At 36.6% G+C, this 19,160-nt stretch carries 13 protein-coding genes and 1 tRNA gene; 10 read left to right on the forward strand and 4 right to left on the reverse strand.

Translation table 11 applies throughout. The annotated features are described in order from the left end of the window. The first annotated feature begins 36 nt into the window (after window positions 1-36). The 3 genes from R1X58_RS07535 (at window position 37) to R1X58_RS07545 (ending at window position 2,594) form a co-directional block, all read left to right on the forward strand. Window positions 37-768: a copper homeostasis protein CutC gene (locus R1X58_RS07535; protein WP_240575216.1), complete on the forward strand. Its 732-nt coding sequence runs from the start codon at window positions 37-39 to the stop codon at window positions 766-768. 100 nt (window positions 769-868) lie between these two features. Beyond that, window positions 869-2,104 carry a metallophosphoesterase gene (locus tag R1X58_RS07540; RefSeq protein ID WP_240575218.1) on the forward strand — a complete coding sequence of 412 codons (1,236 nt, stop codon included), beginning with the start codon at window positions 869-871 and terminating at the stop codon, window positions 2,102-2,104. A 193-nt stretch (window positions 2,105-2,297) separates the two neighbouring features. After that, a complete protein-coding gene (locus tag R1X58_RS07545; protein ID WP_240575220.1) occupies window positions 2,298-2,594 on the forward strand; it encodes a thioredoxin family protein in 297 nt (98 codons plus the stop codon). Here the strand turns inward: R1X58_RS07545 and R1X58_RS07550 are convergent. Both R1X58_RS07550 and R1X58_RS07555 read right to left on the reverse strand, forming a co-directional pair. Continuing rightward, a complete protein-coding gene (locus tag R1X58_RS07550; RefSeq protein WP_240575221.1) occupies window positions 2,591-3,244 on the reverse strand; it encodes a polysaccharide deacetylase family protein in 654 nt (217 codons plus the stop codon). The two genes, R1X58_RS07545 and R1X58_RS07550, sit on opposite strands and share 4 nt — an antisense overlap. A gap of 3 nt (window positions 3,245-3,247) precedes the next feature. Then, window positions 3,248-6,559, reverse strand: a complete 3,312-nt coding sequence (locus R1X58_RS07555) for a glycosyltransferase family 117 protein (RefSeq protein ID WP_240575222.1) — start codon at window positions 6,557-6,559, stop codon at window positions 3,248-3,250. A 152-nt stretch (window positions 6,560-6,711) separates the two neighbouring features. Between R1X58_RS07555 and R1X58_RS07560 the strand changes: the two genes are divergently transcribed. Next, window positions 6,712-6,784 (forward strand) — tRNA-Gln (locus R1X58_RS07560). Window positions 6,785-6,857: 73 nt separating this feature from the next. Here R1X58_RS07560 and R1X58_RS07565 read toward each other — a convergent pair. Beyond that, entirely contained in the window at window positions 6,858-7,688 is an 831-nt protein-coding gene (locus R1X58_RS07565) for a universal stress protein (protein ID WP_240575223.1), read from the reverse strand. Between the two features lie 223 nt (window positions 7,689-7,911). Between R1X58_RS07565 and rimP the strand changes: the two genes are divergently transcribed. From rimP to infB, 3 genes are read left to right on the forward strand one after another with little or no spacing between them, the layout of a single operon-like run. Continuing rightward, window positions 7,912-8,373: a ribosome assembly cofactor RimP gene (gene rimP / locus R1X58_RS07570; RefSeq protein WP_240575224.1), complete on the forward strand. Its 462-nt coding sequence runs from the start codon at window positions 7,912-7,914 to the stop codon at window positions 8,371-8,373. 13 nt (window positions 8,374-8,386) lie between these two features. Then, window positions 8,387-9,619, forward strand: coding sequence for a transcription termination factor NusA (gene nusA, locus R1X58_RS07575; protein ID WP_240575225.1), 1,233 nt, complete (start codon window positions 8,387-8,389; stop codon window positions 9,617-9,619). Window positions 9,620-9,650: 31 nt separating this feature from the next. After that, window positions 9,651-12,494 carry a translation initiation factor IF-2 gene (gene infB / locus R1X58_RS07580; protein ID WP_240575227.1) on the forward strand — a complete coding sequence of 948 codons (2,844 nt, stop codon included), beginning with the start codon at window positions 9,651-9,653 and terminating at the stop codon, window positions 12,492-12,494. 136 nt (window positions 12,495-12,630) lie between these two features. On the opposite strand, the gene R1X58_RS07585 is transcribed toward infB, so the two are convergent. After that, entirely contained in the window at window positions 12,631-13,026 is a 396-nt protein-coding gene (locus R1X58_RS07585) for an SPOR domain-containing protein (protein WP_240575228.1), read from the reverse strand. 216 nt (window positions 13,027-13,242) lie between these two features. Between R1X58_RS07585 and R1X58_RS07590 the strand changes: the two genes are divergently transcribed. Genes R1X58_RS07590 through nrfD form a run of 3 tightly spaced genes read left to right on the forward strand, consistent with a single transcriptional unit; the run spans window position 13,243 to window position 19,157 of the window. Beyond that, a complete protein-coding gene (locus R1X58_RS07590; protein ID WP_240575292.1) occupies window positions 13,243-14,538 on the forward strand; it encodes a c-type cytochrome in 1,296 nt (431 codons plus the stop codon). Window positions 14,539-14,572: 34 nt separating this feature from the next. Continuing rightward, window positions 14,573-17,680 carry a TAT-variant-translocated molybdopterin oxidoreductase gene (locus tag R1X58_RS07595; protein ID WP_240575229.1) on the forward strand — a complete coding sequence of 1,036 codons (3,108 nt, stop codon included), beginning with the start codon at window positions 14,573-14,575 and terminating at the stop codon, window positions 17,678-17,680. A 28-nt stretch (window positions 17,681-17,708) separates the two neighbouring features. Then, window positions 17,709-19,157, forward strand: a complete 1,449-nt coding sequence (gene nrfD, locus R1X58_RS07600) for an NrfD/PsrC family molybdoenzyme membrane anchor subunit (protein WP_240575230.1) — start codon at window positions 17,709-17,711, stop codon at window positions 19,155-19,157. The last annotated feature ends 3 nt before the right edge of the window (window positions 19,158-19,160 follow it).

The raw sequence follows: 19,160 nt of genomic DNA on the forward strand, positions 1-19,160 counted from the left end.
TTTTGAATGTGTATATTTGTTTTATAATTGAAAGTTATGATAGTAGAAGTTTGCGCAAACTCATTTGAATCAGCGCTTAACGCAGAAAAGGCCGGAGCGCATCGTATTGAATTGTGTTCAGAACTGGCAGTTGGTGGAATAACACCGTCGTTCGGACTTATTAAAAAAGTGATGGAAAGTTTATCTATTCCCGTATTTGTTTTAATTCGTCCAAGAAGTGGGAATTTTACGTTTAATGATGACGAAATGGACATTATGAAACATGATATTGCATTGTGTAAAGAATTGGGTTGTGCTGGGATTGTTTCAGGGGTTTTGAATCATGATAACACGATTGATACCGAAAAAACAAAGGAGCTTATTGAACTTTCAAAACCATTAGAATTTACATTTCATCGTGCCTTCGATTGGGTTTCTAATCCAAAAGAGGCTTTGGAACAATTGAAAGCCTTAGGGGTAAATCGCATTTTAACTTCAGGGCAGGAATCTTCAGCAGAAAAAGGACTTGCTCTACTTCAGAAATTAAAAGATAAAACTGAAGGTGAGTTAAATATTCTTCCCGGGGGTGGAATTAAACCCGAAAATGCAGGCAAGTTTAGGTCGGCTGGTTTTTCAGAAATACATGTATCGGCATCAACCATAGAAACGGTTATTGAAACCCCAAAGGTATCTATGAATAGTGCTAAGTTTTTTGATGAAACCATAAAGTCGTATTCCGATATCAAAACCATAAAGCAGATTTTGGCTGTTACAGGTTCTGACGCATAGTTGGTTAACTTACTTACAAGGAAGTCTTAAGGTAGCGTTAAAAGCATTTCAGCATTTATTTTAGAGTTTAAATTCAGTTATATTTGATAAAAAAACGATTATGATGCGTTGGCTCATCTTTATTATAATTTACATCATCGCCGATTTATATGCCTTTCAAGCCTTTAGAACGGTCACAAAAAACAATTGGATTTTAGGCTTGTATTGGCTTATTTCCTTATTGGTTATTGGTAATTTTGTTTATAACTATTACGGTTTTAACCGAAGTGATGGCTTTAGCCACAGACATGCCTTTGCGTTTGGTTTTTTTATAGCTTTATTGGTGCCTAAAATGATTGTATTGGTTGCCATGTTGGGTGAAGATATATTCAGGATACCTCAGGCGATTTACCGATATTTTACCGAAGGAAGTTCGGCTGAAGGGAACTATTTTGCTTCGCGTCGTCAGTTTATAAGCAAGATTGCTTTGGGTGTTGCTGCGATTCCCTTTGCATCGATTATCTACGGAATTTATAAAGGAAAATACAATTTTAAAGTTTTAAAATATACTTTGACTTTTGATGATTTACCAGATGCATTCGATGGTTATAAAGTCACACAGGTGAGTGATATTCACTCGGGGAGTTTTGATGATGTTAATAAGGTAGATTATGCGATTAACCTGATTAATGAGCAGGAAAGCGATATGATTTTATTCACGGGCGATATGGTGAATAATAAAGCCGAAGAGCTGAAACCTTATTTAGGAATCTTCGGAAAATTAAATGCTAAAGATGGCTTGTATTCTGTTTTGGGGAATCATGATTATGGCGATTATGTGTCTTGGGATTCTGAGGCTGCGAAACATCAAAATTTGGAAGATTTAAAAGCACACCAAAAGGAAATAGGTTTCGATTTGTTGTTGAATGAAAGTCGATTTATAGAACGCGACGGACAACGATTGGCTTTAGTAGGTGTTGAAAACTGGGGAACCGGCGGATTTAAGAAGGCCGGAGACCTTAAGAAAGCGACTAAAGATGTGCATGCCAATGACTTCAAAATATTGATGAGTCACGACCCAACACACTGGGAAAAAAAGGTGAAGGATGATGAATATCATTACCATCTTACTTTAAGTGGGCATACACACGGGATGCAGTTTGGTATTGAAATTCCGGGGTGGTTTAAATGGAGTCCTGCAAAATGGCGTTACAAATACTGGGCTGGGATGTATAATGAAATGGGGCAATACCTTAATGTAAACAGAGGTTTTGGCTATTTGGCATTTCCCGGACGTGTGGGTATCTGGCCTGAAATTACCGTTATCGAACTTAAAAAAGGTACTGCTACGGCTTAAGCTTAATTTGCTTTTAAGGCATCTCGAATTAGTAACGAATATCGATTGCTTAAGAAATGTTGTATTTCCTAAAGAAATTGCGTATTTTTATAAGTAGGCATTGTTAAATATAAAGTAAAACTATGCGAATATTCGTAATATGAAAAAAATGTGTAGGTTTGTAAAAGTATATTTGACTCATAAACAATAAAGTATGTCAAAATTTGGGGAACTTATTGATGTAGAAATTCCAGTGTTGTTAGATTTTTTTACTGATTGGAATGAACAGTCTTCTACAATGCACGCTGTTTTAAGAGATGTTGCAGCAGCGTTAGGCGATAAGGCAAAAGTAATTAAGATTGATGTTGAAAAAAACGGAGAACTTGCTGAAGCTTTACGTGTAAAAGCGATACCAACACTAATAATCTATAAAGGCGGTGAAATGAAATGGCGTCAAAGTGGAGAACAGGACGCTAACACCATTATTGGTATTGTTCAACAGTATATTTAATGCGGAATCGCCTCAAATCGATACCCTTTGTCTGTAAAGTGTTTTAATACTTTTGGTAGTGCATACTGCATGTTTCTTGCGGCTTTTAAGCTGTCATGAAACACAACAACACTTCCGTTTACAGCTTTAGAAATGACATTCTCTAAACATTGTTCTTCGGTTATATCTTTATCCCAGTCAAACGAAATAATATCCCACATAATAATTTTATAACCTAAGGCTAATAGGTTTTTCCCTTGTTTTGGTTTGAGTTTACCGTAAGGCGGCCTGAATAGATTTGTGGTTACAGACTTGTCTTCAAATTTCTGCTCTGCAATAGTAGTTTGTGCCTGTTTTATATTTTGCAAGTAATCCGCAGTAGCGGTTTTCCAGCCCTTAAGGTGGTTGTGTGTGTGGTTGCCGATAGCGTGCCCTTCTTTTAGAATATTCAGAAAGATTTCAGGATGTTTTTCCACGTTATTACCAATGCAGAAAAATGTGGCTTTGGCATTGTAAGCTTTAAGAGTATCTAATGTCCAGTTTGTGATTTCGGGAGTAGGTCCGTCATCAAAAGTAAGGTAAATGATTTTTTCGGTAGTAGAGACGTCCCAAACATAGTTTGGGAACATCTTTTTTATAACTACCGGTATTTTTACAAAAGACGTAGGCATATCTTAATCAAGGATATCTGCGCTACTATCTTGTGGACTGAAGGTTGTGTCTTCTTCCTCTGGAGCGTAATAGTCTTCATCGGCTTGATCTCCATAAAAATGCTTAAATAACATTAAATGATTGTTGAAAATATCACCTTCTGTTTCAGCGAATTTAGGATCGTATTTTGCCAATACATCTACAAGAGCTTTATAACGCTGAATATCGGTATAGATTTCTTCGAACATTCTGTTCTGGCTATCGATAGATAAACTACTGTAATAGGTTAAACTCTCCTGATATTTTTTAGCAACCTGTTTGAATAAATTTTCAGCTTTTTCCTTATTGTTAACCTCATAATACGCACTTATATATGGTTCTAATAGTGTGTAGTAACCAAAGTAGTCAACCGGCATATTCGTCATAGCTATATCGGCTATTTCTTCAGCTTTATCCAGTTTGTTTTCGTTTAATAACTGTTCTATTAAACGCGCTAAGTTACTTCTGTATGTAATAGAGTTTTTACGAGTTTCGGTGTCGTGGTAAATATCCGGGCTACCACTGTTACCCCAATACCAGTTTTTCACTTTTTCGTACATTAAATCGCTATCTACACGGCCCATGTCAAACGGATTTGATTTGTTGATAGGTGTTTTAATAGGAACTAATTTGTAGCATAAACCATCTAATTGTAAATAGTCTTTCATCCAAATGTAATCATCATCACCAAAACTTCCGCCAGTAAAATAAATAGGACGTTTCCAGTCGTTGTTGGCAACAATGTCCAGCATTAATAAACGGTTTTTATAAAGGGCGTTACCGGTTATAGTAAGATCAATGTATGGTACAATTTTATCGGCATCTTTTGGTTTTACGATGCCTGATTTTAACGCGTTTTCTTTATTTACCGGAAGACGTAAATGACGTGTAGGTAAATAGGTAGCATTTAAATCTTGACGACGTACCTGAGAGATGTCGATATTGTTTTGTTGTAAAACGTACTTGTATTTTGTTTTCGGATTATCACTCGCAACAAAATCTAAAAATTGTTTTACTTGAAGAGTATCAGGAATCACATCTTCAATAACAATATAATCGTTGGTTCCATATTGGTATAAGTTATGTGTTAACTGTGACGGAATCGGGTCGCTTTCGTAAGCTTTACGTTTCATTTGGTCGATGTACCAATCGGTTTGGAATAAACTGGTGTTTACCACACGTACATCGGTGCGGTATCCTTCAATTTCCTGAGCGTACCAAAGCGCAAAAGTATCGTTGTCACCAATAGTAAATAAAATACCGTTTTCTTCACAGGAATCCAGATACATTTTAGCCATAGAGTTGGCGGTGTATTTTCCTGAACGGTCATGATCATCCCAGTTGTTGGCAGCCATAATTCCCGGAACTAAAACTAAACAAGCTATAGTGATTGCCGGGGCAGTAAGTTTTGAAGGTGCTAATTTTTTAACAGCATCGTAAATGGCATAAACTCCGAAACCAATCCAAAGAGCAAAAACGTAAAATGATCCTACAACTGAATAATCACGCTCTCTTGGTTCAAACGGACGTACATTAGTATACACCTGGATAGCGACTCCTGTAAACAGGAAGAAAACCAACAAGGTCCAGAATACTTTTTTGTCTTTATTGAACAAGAAGAAGAAACCAACCAATCCTAAAAGGAAAGGTAATAAGTAATAGGTGTTTCTGGCTTTATTGTTTTTAACATCGCTGGGCAGATTGTCTTGCGATAGCCCAAGTAATTTTTCATCAATAGGTTTGATGCCGGTAATCCAGTTTCCGTGGTTGTCGTATTTACCTTGAATATCATCTTGTCTTCCTGAGAAGTTCCACATAAAGTAACGCCAGTACATATATCCTAATTGATATTGAAACATGTATTTAATGTTGTCGGCTAAGCTTGGCTTTTCAATATCGATATAGCTTTTAAAACGCTTTAAAAAGGTGTTGTAGCCTTCGCGGTCTACATTACCCTGGGCTACATCATTTTTAAATTGATTAATGGCGCTGCGAAGTTGGTTATCCATTTGATGTTCTGGCTTTAATTTGAAATTTAAGAATCCGGTAAACATCATGTAATTTTCCGCGTGCTCAGCACTCCACATACGTGGTAAGTAAGAGGCGTGTTTAGAATTGTAGTTTTGTTTCGCGTTTTTATAATCGTTAACAATAACGTATTCTCCTTTTTCTTCGTCTTTTTCGTATTTAGGCTTGTCGTCTACATACGGATTGTTTTCATCTAAAAAGGCATATTGATCGGTAAATTGTGGCCCGTAGAATAAATGGGTTTCCGGATACTGTTCTAAGTTGTAGTAAGCTAAAAGTTCTCTGGCACTGGATGGATTGTTTTCGTTAATTACCACATTAGCGTTAGCTCGAATAGGTAGCATTAACCAGGTTGAAAATCCAATGATAACAAACGTTAAACAAAGCACGGTTGTGTTTAAGTGTGTGTAACCTTTAGTTTTGGTGTATTTTAAAGCGTAATATATAAGAGCAACCAATACAATGCCAGCAATAATAGTTCCTGAATTAAAAGGAAGACCTATTGTGTTAATAAAGAATATTTCAGAAGCACTAAATATTTTAAGAATATTAGGTGCTAATAATTTAAATACAAATAATAAAACCGCAACCGAAGCAACATTGGCAATAATGAAGTTTTTAAGGGTGATGGTTTTGTAATTTTTAAAGTAGTAGATTAAACCAATTGCCGGAATGGTTAATAACCCCATAAAGTGTACCCCAAAAGACAGACCAATAATAAAGGAGATTAAAATTAACCAGCGGTTACCTCGAGGTTTATCCATGTCCTGTTCCCAGCGTAACCCTAGCCAAAACATCACAGACATAATAAGTGTTGCCATGGCATATACTTCGGTTTCCACAGCGTTAAACCAAAACGAATCGGTAAAAGTGAAAGCCAAACTACCTACTAAACCACTTCCTAGAATAGCGATTGCTTTATTTTGGTTTAATTCTTCATCATTAGTTATTAGTTTTTTTAATAACAATGTAATGGTCCAGAACATAAATAAAATAGTGAAGGCACTAGATATGGCGCTCATCATATTCATCATGAAACCAACCTGAGAAGGTTCTAAGGCAAACATCGAAAAGAATGCACCAAGCATTTGAAATAACGGAGCTCCAGGTGGGTGACCAACCTGTAACTTTGCTGAGGTTAAGATATATTCTCCGGCATCCCAGAAGCTTACAGTAGGTTCGGTAGTTAGGGTGTAAGTTATAAGAGCAATTAAAAAAGCAAACCATCCTAAAATGGTATTCCATTTCTTAAAGTTGAAATTGGTCATGAATTTTTCTTTATTTTTATGAAGGCGAATTTAATAATAAATATGGTTTACAATACCTTTTTAAGGAAACCTTAAGGGGAGAATAAAAATTTTTTTAAAAAAAGCTTGCAGAAACCAAACTTTGTTATAAATTTGCACCCGCAATCAAGCATTGGCCTATGGTGTAACTGGCAACACGTCTGGTTTTGGTCCAGAAGAGTCTAGGTTCGAGCCCTAGTAGGCCAACAAAATTGCTAAAATCCTAATCTATTAAGATTAGGATTTTTTTATGCGCTAAATTTAAGGTTTTAAATGAGTATTATTCTTTGATTTTGAAGGTCATAATGGGTTGATTGGCATGGTTTACCAGATCTTCACTTATACTGCCATTAAAAAAATGAGATAAACCTTTTCTGCCATGTGTGCTTATGCTAATTAAATCGGCTGAAATAGATTTGGCATAATTTAAAATGCCGCTTTCTACACTGGCATCGTTGTAAATTACCGTTGTACAGTCTTTTAAATTGAAATCTTTTGTGAAGTTTTCTATTTTGGCTTTAGCTTCATCTGTTGTGATAAAGAAGTTAGGCGTATTCACCATGATTAGGTGTAGTTTGCTTTTAAAAAGTTTTGCGAATCCCACAGCACTTTCGAAGGCACTTTGGCTATCGGTTTCAAAATCTGATGCGTAAACCATATTCTCAACATTAAAGTTGTTGTGTTCGTTTTTAATAACCAATACAGGTACTTCTGAGGTGCGCACTACTTTTTCGGTGTTACTTCCAATGAATATTTCTTTGAGTCCGTTAGCGCCACTCGAGCCCATAATAACTAAATCGATGTTTTGTTTTTTGCAAACATGAAAAATACCTTTAAAAATTTCATGAAACTCGACATGTTCTTGAATATTAAGTCCTTCGAGATAGCTTTTTTCTCTTAGTTCGGTAAATTGCTTGTGAGCCAGTTTCATAAAAAACATAGCTTCCGGTAATTCACTAAAACCACTAATTGGATCTACCTGATGCAATGGAATTTCAAGTATATGTAATAAGTGAAGTTCGCACTTGTGTTTTTTTGCCAGTTGAGCGGCGACCTTTAGGGCGTTTTCAGCTTCAGTAGAAAAATCGGTGGGAACAAGAATTTTTTTCATTGGTTTTGAGGTTTTGTATTTGAGTTTAATGTTTGTTAGAATGATTGATTTTTAAAAATTCTGGTATGAATTTAATGATTTTAATTTACTTGTAGCTATAGGTGTTTATATCTAAATTTATGAAATATTCCTTTAAAAATCAATAAAATGTTATATATTTGCAGCGTTGAAAGGCGAAATTAAGAACGAGGGGACATAGGGTCCCCTCTTTTTATAATAAAAAATGTTTAAAGAAACCGTAAAAGATTTACTTGGTGCTGCGTTGGAAGAACGCTCAGACTTGTTTTTAATCGAGTTCACTATTAGTCCAGATAATCATATTAAAATTGTGATTGATGGCGATAGTGGTGTTTTGGTTGAAGACTGTATGTTTGTGAGTCGTGCAATAGAGCATAATATAGATAGAGAAGAACATGATTTTTCTCTGGAAGTTATGTCGGCAGGAGCAGCATCTCCATTAGTAAACAAAAGACAGTATAAAAAGAATCTGAATAGAGACCTTAAAGTAAAAACAGCTTTAGAGAAATTTGAAGGAACACTTGCAAAGGCTACCGAAACAGATATAACATTAGAATGGAAGGTTAGAGAACCTAAACCTGTAGGTAAAGGGAAAGTAACTGTAACAAAACAAGCGAACATCGCTTACGAGGATATTGTAGAAGCAAAAGTTATGATTAAATTTTAATTCAATAAGAGTTATGGAGAATATCGCGTTAATTGAATCTTTTTCAGAATTCAAAGACGATAAGCTAATTGACCGTGTTACGTTAATGGCGATTTTAGAGGAAGTGTTTAGAAGCGCCTTAAAAAAGAAATATGGTGATGATGATAATTTCGACATTATTGTAAATCCTGATAAAGGAGATTTAGAGATCTGGAGAAACAGAGTTGTAGTGGCTGATGGTGAGGTTGAAGATCCAAATCAGGAGATTTCATTAACAGAGGCTCGTAAAATTGAACCAGACTTCGAAGTAGGTGAGGACGTATCAGAAGAAGTAAAGCTTATAGATTTAGGAAGACGTGCTATTTTAGCATTACGCCAAAATTTAATCTCAAAAATTCACGAACACGACAATACTATAGTATTTAAAAACTTTAAAGACTTAGTAGGAGAAATATATACAGCTGAAGTGCACCACATTCGTCACAGAGCTGTTATTTTATTAGACGATGAAGGTAATGAGATTGTTTTACCAAAAGACAAACAAATTCCTTCGGATTTCTTTAGAAAAGGAGATAATGTAAGAGGTGTTATTGATAGTGTGGAGCTTAAAGGAGCAAAACCAACTATTATCATGTCTAGAACATCGCCTTCATTCTTAGAGAAACTTTTCGAACAAGAAATTCCAGAGGTGTTCGACGGTTTAATTACTATTAAGAATGTAGTAAGAATACCTGGAGAAAAAGCGAAAGTAGCGGTAGATTCTTATGATGACAGAATCGATCCTGTTGGAGCGTGTGTTGGTATGAAAGGTTCTAGAATTCACGGTATTGTTCGTGAGTTAGGTAACGAAAATATCGACGTTATTAATTATACAAATAACTTACAGTTATATATTACCAGAGCGTTAAGTCCTGCAAGGGTTACTTCAATCAAAATCGATGAAGATAACAAACGTGCAGAAGTCATCTTAAAGCCGGAAGAAGTAAGTAAAGCTATTGGTAGAGGTGGTCACAACATCCGTTTAGCGGGTCAGTTAACAGGCTACGATATCGATGTGTTTAGAGAAGGTGCTGAGGAAGACGTAGAATTAAGCGAGTTCTCAGATGAAATAGAAGGATGGATTATTGAAGAATTTAGCAGAGTTGGATTAGATACTGCAAAGAGTATTTTAGAAGAGGATGTTAAAGATTTAGTAAAACGTACCGATTTAGAAGAAGAAACTATTAAAGAAGTTATTCGAATTTTAAGAGAAGAATTCGAAGAATAACATATATATTTGAGTATTTTAAAGGCAATTTATGGCTGAAACAATTAGATTAAATAAAGTATTACGCGAGCTGAATATTTCTTTAGATCGTGCCGTAGAATTTTTAGATTCTAAAGGTATCGAAATAGAGAAGCGACCAACCACGAAAATTTCCGAGGAAGTATACAATGTGCTTTCTAGTGAATTTCAAGTAGATGCAAACAAAAAAGTAGCATCTAAAGAGGTTAGTGAAGCTAAGCAGAAAGAAAAAGAGGAGCTGCGAGAGCAACGTGAGCGTGAACTTGAAGAAAAACAAAAAGAGGCAGCTAGAAAGGAAGAAATTGTAAAAGCCACTAAAATACTTTCTGGTCCTAAGCAAGTAGGTAAGATTGATTTAGATCCTAAAAAACCTGCTGAAACTCCTCAGGCTGAAACACCAGAACCACCAAAACAAGAAGAACCTAAGGTTGAAGCTCCAAAAGAAGAGCCTGTTAAAACCGAAGCTCCAAAAGAAGAGGTGGCAAAAACAGAAGTGAAAACCGAGGCTCCTGTTCAGGAACCAAAGGCAGAAGAAAAAACAAAAGTTGAAACTCCAAAACCTGTGCAAGTAAATAAACCTAAAGAGCACAAAGGTCCTGAAGTTGAGAAAACACTTGTTACTAATGAAAACGGTGAAATCGTTGCAGAAGAAAAAGTAAAAACTCAGTACCAAAAGCTTACCGGTCCTAAAATTGCAGGTGATAAAATTGACTTATCTCAATTTAATAAGCCTAAGAAAAAGAAGGAAGATAAAAAAGGTGATAATAAGCCAGGTAATGCTGCCGATGCCAATAAGAAAAAGCGTCGTCGTATAAGTAAAGCAGGAGGTCCAAATCAACCAGGACAGCCAGGTCAAGGTGGTGGTGATAACAGAGGAAACACTAACCGTCCTAACGATCGTTTTAATAAAGGAGGTAACAAAGCTAGACGCCCTATTATTAAAGAGGATCCTAGTGATGAAGATGTTAAAAAACAAGTGCGTGAAACACTTGAAAAACTTCAGGGAAAATCAACTAAAGGTAAGGGAGCTAAATACCGTAGAGATAAGAGAGATCAGCACAGAGATCAAACTCAAAAAGAGTTGATGCAGGAAGCTGCAGAAAGCAAAATCCTTAAGGTAACCGAGTTCGTTACAGCGAACGAGGTGGCTACTATGATGGATGTGCCTGTTACACAAATTATCTCAGCTTGTATGTCGCTTGGTATGATGGTGACCATGAACCAACGTTTAGATGCAGAAACTTTATCGATTGTTGCTGAAGAATTTGGTTATAAAGTAGAATTTGTAACAGCGGATATTGAAGAGTCAATAGAAGTCGTTGAAGATAAAGAAGAAGATTTAAAACCAAGAGCCCCGATTGTAACGGTAATGGGTCACGTAGACCACGGTAAGACATCGCTTTTAGATTACATCCGTAAGGAAAATGTAATCGCTGGTGAGTCTGGAGGTATTACACAGCACATTGGAGCTTATGGAGTTGAATTAGAAAACGGACAAAAAATAGCATTCCTTGATACACCAGGTCACGAGGCCTTTACAGCGATGCGTGCTCGTGGTGCTCAGGTAACCGATATTGCTATTATTGTGGCTGCTGCCGATGATGATATCATGCCACAAACTAAAGAGGCGATTTCTCACGCACAGGCTGCAGGTGTTCCAATTGTATTTGCAATTAACAAAATTGATAAGCCGACAGCGAATCCTGATAAGATTAAAGAAGGATTAGCAAATATGAACCTTTTAGTAGAAGATTGGGGTGGTAAAATTCAATCACACGATATCTCTGCAAAAGTAGGAACCGGTGTTAAAGAATTATTAGAAAAAGTATTACTTGAAGCTGAATTATTAGAGCTTAAAGCCAATCCTAACAAGCCAGCAGTAGGTACGGTTGTAGAAGCTTTCCTTGATAAAGGTAGAGGTTATGTAGCAACAGTATTAGTAACAGGTGGTACATTAAAAGTTGGAGATTACGTTTTAGCTGGTAAAAACAGTGGTAAAGTTAAAGCAATGCACGACGAGCGTGGTAACGATGTTATTGAAGCTGGTCCATCTACTCCGGTATCTATTCTTGGTTTAGATGGTGCACCACAAGCAGGTGATAAATTCAACGTATTCGAAGACGAACGTGAAGCAAAACAAATTGCAGCAAAACGTTCGCAATTACAACGCGAGCAATCGGTGCGTACGCAACGTCATATTACACTTGATGAGATTGGACGTCGTATTGCATTAGGAGACTTCAAAGAATTAAACATCATCCTTAAAGGTGACGTGGATGGTTCTGTTGAGGCGCTTACAGATTCGTTCCAGAAATTATCAACTGAAGAAATTCAGGTTAACATTTTACATAAAGGCGTTGGTGCTATTACCGAAAGTGACGTATTATTAGCTTCGGCTTCAGATGCGATTATTATCGGATTTAACGTTCGTCCTGTTGGAAATGCTCGTGCAACAGCAGATAGAGAAGAAATCGATATCAGAACTTACTCAATCATCTATGATGCGATTAATGATCTTAAAGATGCGATGGAAGGTATGTTGTCTCCAGAGTATAAAGAAGAGGTTACTGGTACAGCCGAAATTAGAGAAATCTTTAAAGTTTCTAAAATTGGTAGTATAGCTGGATGTATGGTAACTAATGGTAAAATCTTAAGAAGTTCAGGTGTTCGTATTATTAGAGATGGTGTGGTTGTTTACACTGGAGAGTTAGCGTCGTTAAAACGTTTCAAAGACGATGTTAAAGAAGTAACTAAAGGATACGATTGTGGTATGCAGATTAAAAACTACAATGATATTAAAGAAGGTGATATTATTGAAGCATTTCACGAGGTTGAAGTTAAGAAGAAACTTAAATAATAGTTTAATCATAAAAGGAAAGACGCTTAGAAATGAGCGTCTTTTTTTTGCGTTTAATTTAACTTGTAAAACTGTTTAAAGCATAAAAAAAAAGCGACATGTTTATGTCGCTTTTCTTATTCGTATGAGTATCGAATTAACTTGTCTTTTTCGGTTTAAAAATAAAGGCTGTTGGAAATTCTGTTTTTATCTTTTTTAAAGCACGGTCGGCTTCCAGTCTAGTTCTGAAATTACCGGCCCAAATTTTAAAATTTGGTGTTTCATATTGAATACTGGCATGCCAATCTGGAAAAAGCTCTTCGAATTGAGATTGAGTTGATTCGGCTTTGCTTCTATTGCCTGAATAAATTTGTATTCTATATCTCTCAGAATCATTTTCACTACTGTTAATTTCTTTCTTTAAATTCAGTAACGTAGGAATGTTTTTATCTTGATTTATAGTAACCTTACCTTCTTGTCCATAACAAAAATTGGTTACAATAACAATGATAAATGTTGTTAATAGCTTGATTTTTAATTTCAAAGGTTTCATTGTGTAATGGGTTTATGCAAATGTATACGTAATAAAGTGAAAATGGGGCTATTTTTATTATTTAGAATCCCTCTAAATTAGACATTAACACTTGTCTAACATTTCTATAATCGAGTTTAAATGTTACTTTTGCGTGAGATTTTATAACTGCGTTTTATTTTAAATTATTGTATGAAAAAATCATACCAAAGTTTAGAAGTTAATATAACCAACAATATGAAAAAGGTGATTCACCGTAAATTAAGCAAGAACATTCTTGGTTTAGGTTTAATTGTTTTATTAATCTTTACCGCTTCCCTTTCTGCTCAGGAAGGAGATCCAGCAAAAGGAAAATCATTATTTAACGCGAATTGTGCTGCATGTCACCAATTGGATAAAAAGATGACAGGACCAGCGCTTCGAAATGTTGAAGCGCGTTTAGCCGATGAGCAAGGGTTAGACCGAGCTTGGATTTATGATTGGGTTCATAACAGTTCTGGTGTTATCAAGTCTGGTGACGCTTATGGTAACAAAGTTTATAATGAGTACGGTGGAGCTGCGATGACAGCTTTTCCTCAGTTATCTGAAAAAGATATTGACGATATCTTAGCCTATACTGCAGAAGTTAAAAAAGAAGTGCCTGCTGCTGCGGCAACTGCTGCAGCTGGAACTGCTGCTGGCGCGACTACGGGGGGTATATCTAACGAGTTAGTGTTAGGTGCTCTTGCTGTATTATTTGCGCTTTTGGCAATAGGTTTAATCTTAGTAAACAAAACGCTTCGTCGTTTTGCAGAAGCTCAGGGTGTTGAATTACCTGAAGCCTCTAAAAGAATGCCGCTTTGGAAAGCATTTGTTAAGAATCAATTCTTAATGTTAGTGTCTGCAATTTTCTTATTGCTTGCTGGTGCTTACTTTGTATATGGATATTTTATGCAGGTTGGTGTTGATCAAGGGTATCAACCAGTGCAGCCAATTCATTTCTCACATAAAATTCACGCTGGTGATAACGGTATCGATTGTAAATATTGTCACTCTTCAGCTCGTGTTAGTAAAACTTCAGGTATTCCATCTGTAAACGTTTGTATGAACTGTCATAAATCTATTTATGAGTACAACGGTGAAACAACTGCAGAGTATACTAAAGAGTTTTATGATGCACAAATCAAAAAATTATATGCAGCAGCAGGATGGGATGATGCTAACCAAAAATATACTGGAGATTCACATCCGGTAAAATGGGTTCGTATTCATAATTTACCTGACTTCGTTTACTTCAACCACTCTCAGCACGTTTCTGTAGCAGGTGTTGAATGTCAAACATGTCATGGTCCTGTTGAGACTATGGAAGTAATGTATCAACATGCGCCATTAACAATGGGATGGTGTATCGATTGTCACAGAACTACAAATGTTAAAGTAGAAGACAATGCATACTACGAGAAAATTCACGAAGAATTATCTAAGAAGTATGGTGTAGATAAGCTTACAGCTGCACAAATGGGTGGTTTAGAATGTGGAAAATGCCACTATTAATAAAATTTAATAAGAAGTAATTCAATTATATAATATGTCATCAAACAAGAAATACTGGAAAAGTGTTGAAGAGCTAAACGAGAATAGCTCTATTGTTGAGACGCTAAAACAAAACGAGTTTGTAAGCGAGATTCCTACAGATGAATTTTTAGGTGATAAAAATGCATTGGAATCAAGTTCTACAACGCGTCGCGATTTCTTAAAATATGTAGGATTCAGTACAGCTGCGGCATCATTAGCTGCCTGTGAAGGTCCTGTAGTTAAGTCGATTCCTTATGTAGTACAACCAGAGGAAATTATTCCTGGTGTTGCTAACTACTATGCAACTACTATTGCAGATGGTTTCGATTTTGCTAGTGTTTTAGTGAAAACACGTGAAGGTCGTCCAATTAAGATTGAAAATAATGCTTTGGCTGCTACAAATGGTAGTGCTAATGCCAGAGTTAATGCTTCGGTTTTAGGATTGTATGATAGTTTAAGAGTACAAGGTCCTAAAAAAGATGGTAATGCCATTACTTGGGGTGATTTCGATGCTGATACGACTAAAAAGTTAAATGAGTTAAAAGCGGCTAACAAGAAGATTGTTTTATTAACACAAACTTTTGCGAGTCCTTCTACACGTAACTTAATTGCAGATTTTAAAGAAGAATACGGTAATGTACAACACGTTGTGTACGATGCGGTATCAGAATCTGCTGCTTTAGATGCTTTCCAGGCTAAATATGGAAAACGTGCTTTAGCTGGTTACGATTTCTCTAAAGCGATGACTATTGTATCTGTTGGAGCTGATTTCTTAGGTGACTGGCAAGGTGGCGGATTTGATTCTGGCTATGCTAAGAACAAAGTACCTAACCACGGTAAAATGTCTCGTCACATTCAGTTTGAATCTAACATGTCGCTAACAGGTGCTAATGCCGATAAACGTGTGCCTTTAACACCAAGTCAGCAAAAAGTAGCCTTAGCTAAATTATATAGCTATGTAGTTGGTGGTGCCGTTGCAGGTGAATTACCAGCGCACATAGACGAAGCTGTTCAAAAGGCAGCTGCTCAATTAAAGAAAGCAGGATCAAATGGTGTTGTAGTTACAGGAATTCAAGACGTAAATGCACAAACTGTTGTTCTGGAAATAAACGAGTTTTTAGCGAGCAAGGCTTTTGATGTTAAGGTTGCTATTAAAACAAGACAAGGTAATGATAAAGATGTTGCAAACTTAGTTGCTGATATGAAAGCAGGTAAGGTTTCTGCAATCATTATGGCTGGGGTTAATCCATTATATACATTACCAAATGCTGCAGATTTTGCTGAAGGATTAAAGAAGACTGAATTATCTATTACTTTCTCAATGAAAGAAGATGAAACTGCTTCAGAATCTCAGTATATCGCTGCTGCTCCTCACTATTTAGAGTCTTGGGGTGATGTTGAAATTAAAAACGGACACTATGCATTAATGCAGCCAACTATCCGTCCGTTATTCGACACTAGACAATTCCAGGAAGCGTTATTAATCTGGACGTCTAATAGTGTTGCTTACAACGATTATATTAAAGAAATCTGGACTTCAGATATTTTAAACGGAGCATCGTTTAACCAAGCGTTACACGATGGGCAGTTTGTATCTCAAGAAGTTCATGCAATTAACGATATTGATGCTTTAGAAGGTTTAGTTGAAAACAACGACGTTGAAAAACCATCTAATGCTGCAGCTAGTGCTTTAGCGGCTTCTGCTAAAAGTTCTGGTTTAGAATTATCATTGTATACCAAAGTAGGTATGGGAGACGGGCAACAAGCCAATAACCCTTGGTTACAAGAATTCCCGGATCCGATTACCAGAACATCTTGGGATAACTACTTAACAGTTTCTAAAGTTGATGCTGATGCCTTAGGTTTAAAAAACTATAACGTTGCTAATGGTGCGTTAAATGGTAGTTATGCTAAAGTTACTGTAAACGGTACGTCTTTAGTTGTTCCTGTGTTAATTCAACCAGGTCAGGCTAAAGGTTCTGTAGGTTTATCATTTGGATATGGTAAAACAAAAGGGATTAAAGAAGAAATGCAAACCGGTGTTAATGCGTATACGTTATACCACAACTTCAACAACGTACAGAATGTAACTGTTGAAGCAGCTGCTGGTGAGCACGAGTTTGCTTGTGTACAGTTGCACAATACTTTAATGGGACGTGGTGATATTGTTAAAGAAACTACTTTAGAGATATTCAACACTAAAGATAAAAAGTACTGGAATGCTATTCCTCAAGTGTCATTAAACCACGAGGAAACACCAGTAACTTCTCCAGACGTTGATTTATGGGATGAGTTCGATCGTTCAATTGGTCACCACTTTAACTTATCAATCGACTTAAACTCTTGTACAGGATGTGGGGCATGTGTTATTGCTTGTCACGCTGAAAACAATGTACCTGTAGTAGGTAAATCTGAAGTACGTCGTAGCCGTGATATGCACTGGTTACGTATCGATAGATATTATTCATCTGAAGAGTCATTCGCAGGTGATGATGAGAAGAAAGATAACATCTCTGGTTTAGGAAGCTCATTAAGTGAGTTCGGTGAAATGGAGCATGCTTCGGCTAATCCTCAGGTTGCCTTCCAACCAGTAATGTGTCAGCACTGTAACCACGCACCTTGTGAAACTGTATGTCCTGTGGCTGCAACATCACACGGTCGTCAAGGTCAAAACCACATGGCGTATAACCGTTGTGTAGGTACTAGATACTGTGCTAACAACTGTCCTTATAAAGTTCGTCGTTTTAACTGGTTCTTATATAACGGTAACGATGAGTTCGATTATCATATGAATGATGATTTAGGACGTATGGTATTAAATCCAGATGTTGTAGTTCGTTCTCGTGGTGTTATGGAGAAATGTTCTATGTGTATTCAAATGACACAAAAAACAGTTCTTGATGCTAAACGTGATGGACGTGTAATTAAGGATGGTGAATTCCAAACAGCTTGTTCTGCGGCTTGTTCTAGCGGCGCTATGACTTTTGGAGACATTAACGATAAGGAGAGCAAAGTTGCTAAACTTAAAGAAGATAACCGTATGTATCACTTACTAGAGCACGTAGGTACTAAACCAAACGTGATCTATCAAACGAAAGTGAGAAATACAACTGAAGCATAAATCTAATTAAAGAATCAATTATATAATTATGGCGTCTCATTACGAAGCACCTATTAGAAGACCCTTAGTTACAGGAGAGAAGTCTTACCACGATGTAACTGTGGATGTAGCAAAGCCTGTTGAAGGAAAAGCAAATAAACAGTGGTGGATAGTTTTTGGTATTGCACTAGCTGCCTTTCTTTGGGGTCTTGGATGTATCATTTATACCATATCTACAGGTATTGGAACTTGGGGTTTAAATAAAACCGTTGGTTGGGCCTGGGATATTACTAACTTCGTTTGGTGGGTTGGTATTGGTCACGCAGGAACACTTATTTCTGCTGTACTTTTATTATTCCGTCAAAAATGGAGAATGGCAATTAACCGTTCTGCGGAAGCGATGACTATCTTCTCGGTAGTACAAGCAGGTTTATTCCCAATTATTCACATGGGTCGTCCATGGTTAGGATACTGGGTATTGCCAATCCCGAACCAATTTGGTTCTTTATGGGTTAACTTTAACTCACCATTATTATGGGACGTATTCGCGATCTCTACATATTTATCTGTTTCATTAGTATTCTGGTGGACAGGTTTATTACCAGATTTCGCTATGTTAAGAGATAGAGCTATTAAGCCATTCCAAAAGAAAATTTATTCATTATTAAGTTTTGGTTGGACAGGTAGAGCAAAAGACTGGCAACGTTTTGAAGAAGTATCTTTAGTTCTTGCAGGTTTAGCAACACCGTTAGTACTTTCTGTACACACCATCGTATCGTTTGACTTCGCTACGTCGGTAATTCCAGGATGGCATACAACAATCTTCCCTCCATATTTCGTTGCCGGTGCGGTATTCTCAGGATTCGCGATGGTAAACACTTTACTTATTGTAATGCGTAAAGTATGTAACCTTGAAGATTATATTACAGTACAACATATCGAGTTAATGAACATCGTAATCATGATCACAGGTTCTATTGTAGGTGTGGCTTATATTACTGAGTTATTTATTGCTTGGTATTCTGGAGTAGAGTATGAGCAATACGCCTTCTTAAACAGAGCAACAGGACCTTACTGGTGGGCATATTGGGCGATGATGACTTGTAACGTATTCTCTCCACAGTTCATGTGGTTCAAGAAATTAAGAACAAGTATCATGTTCTCATTCTTTATCTCTATCGTGGTAAACATAGGAATGTGGTTCGAGCGTTTCGTAATTATCGTAACATCGTTACACCGTGATTACTTACCATCGTCTTGGACAATGTTCTCACCAACGTTTGTTGATATCGGTATCTTTGTTGGAACTATCGGATTCTTCTTCGTATTATTCTTATTATACTCAAGAACATTCCCGGTAATTGCACAGGCAGAGGTTAAGACTATCCTTAAATCTTCTGGAGAACGTTACAAGAAGATTAGAGAGGCAGGAGAAAGTTTAGTAGGAACAGGAGCTGACGAAAGAACTTCTGGAAAAGTTAACAACACTAAAAACTAAGCG

Source organism: Aestuariibaculum lutulentum (assembly GCF_032926325.1).
GTDB lineage: Bacteria > Bacteroidota > Bacteroidia > Flavobacteriales > Flavobacteriaceae > Aestuariibaculum > Aestuariibaculum lutulentum.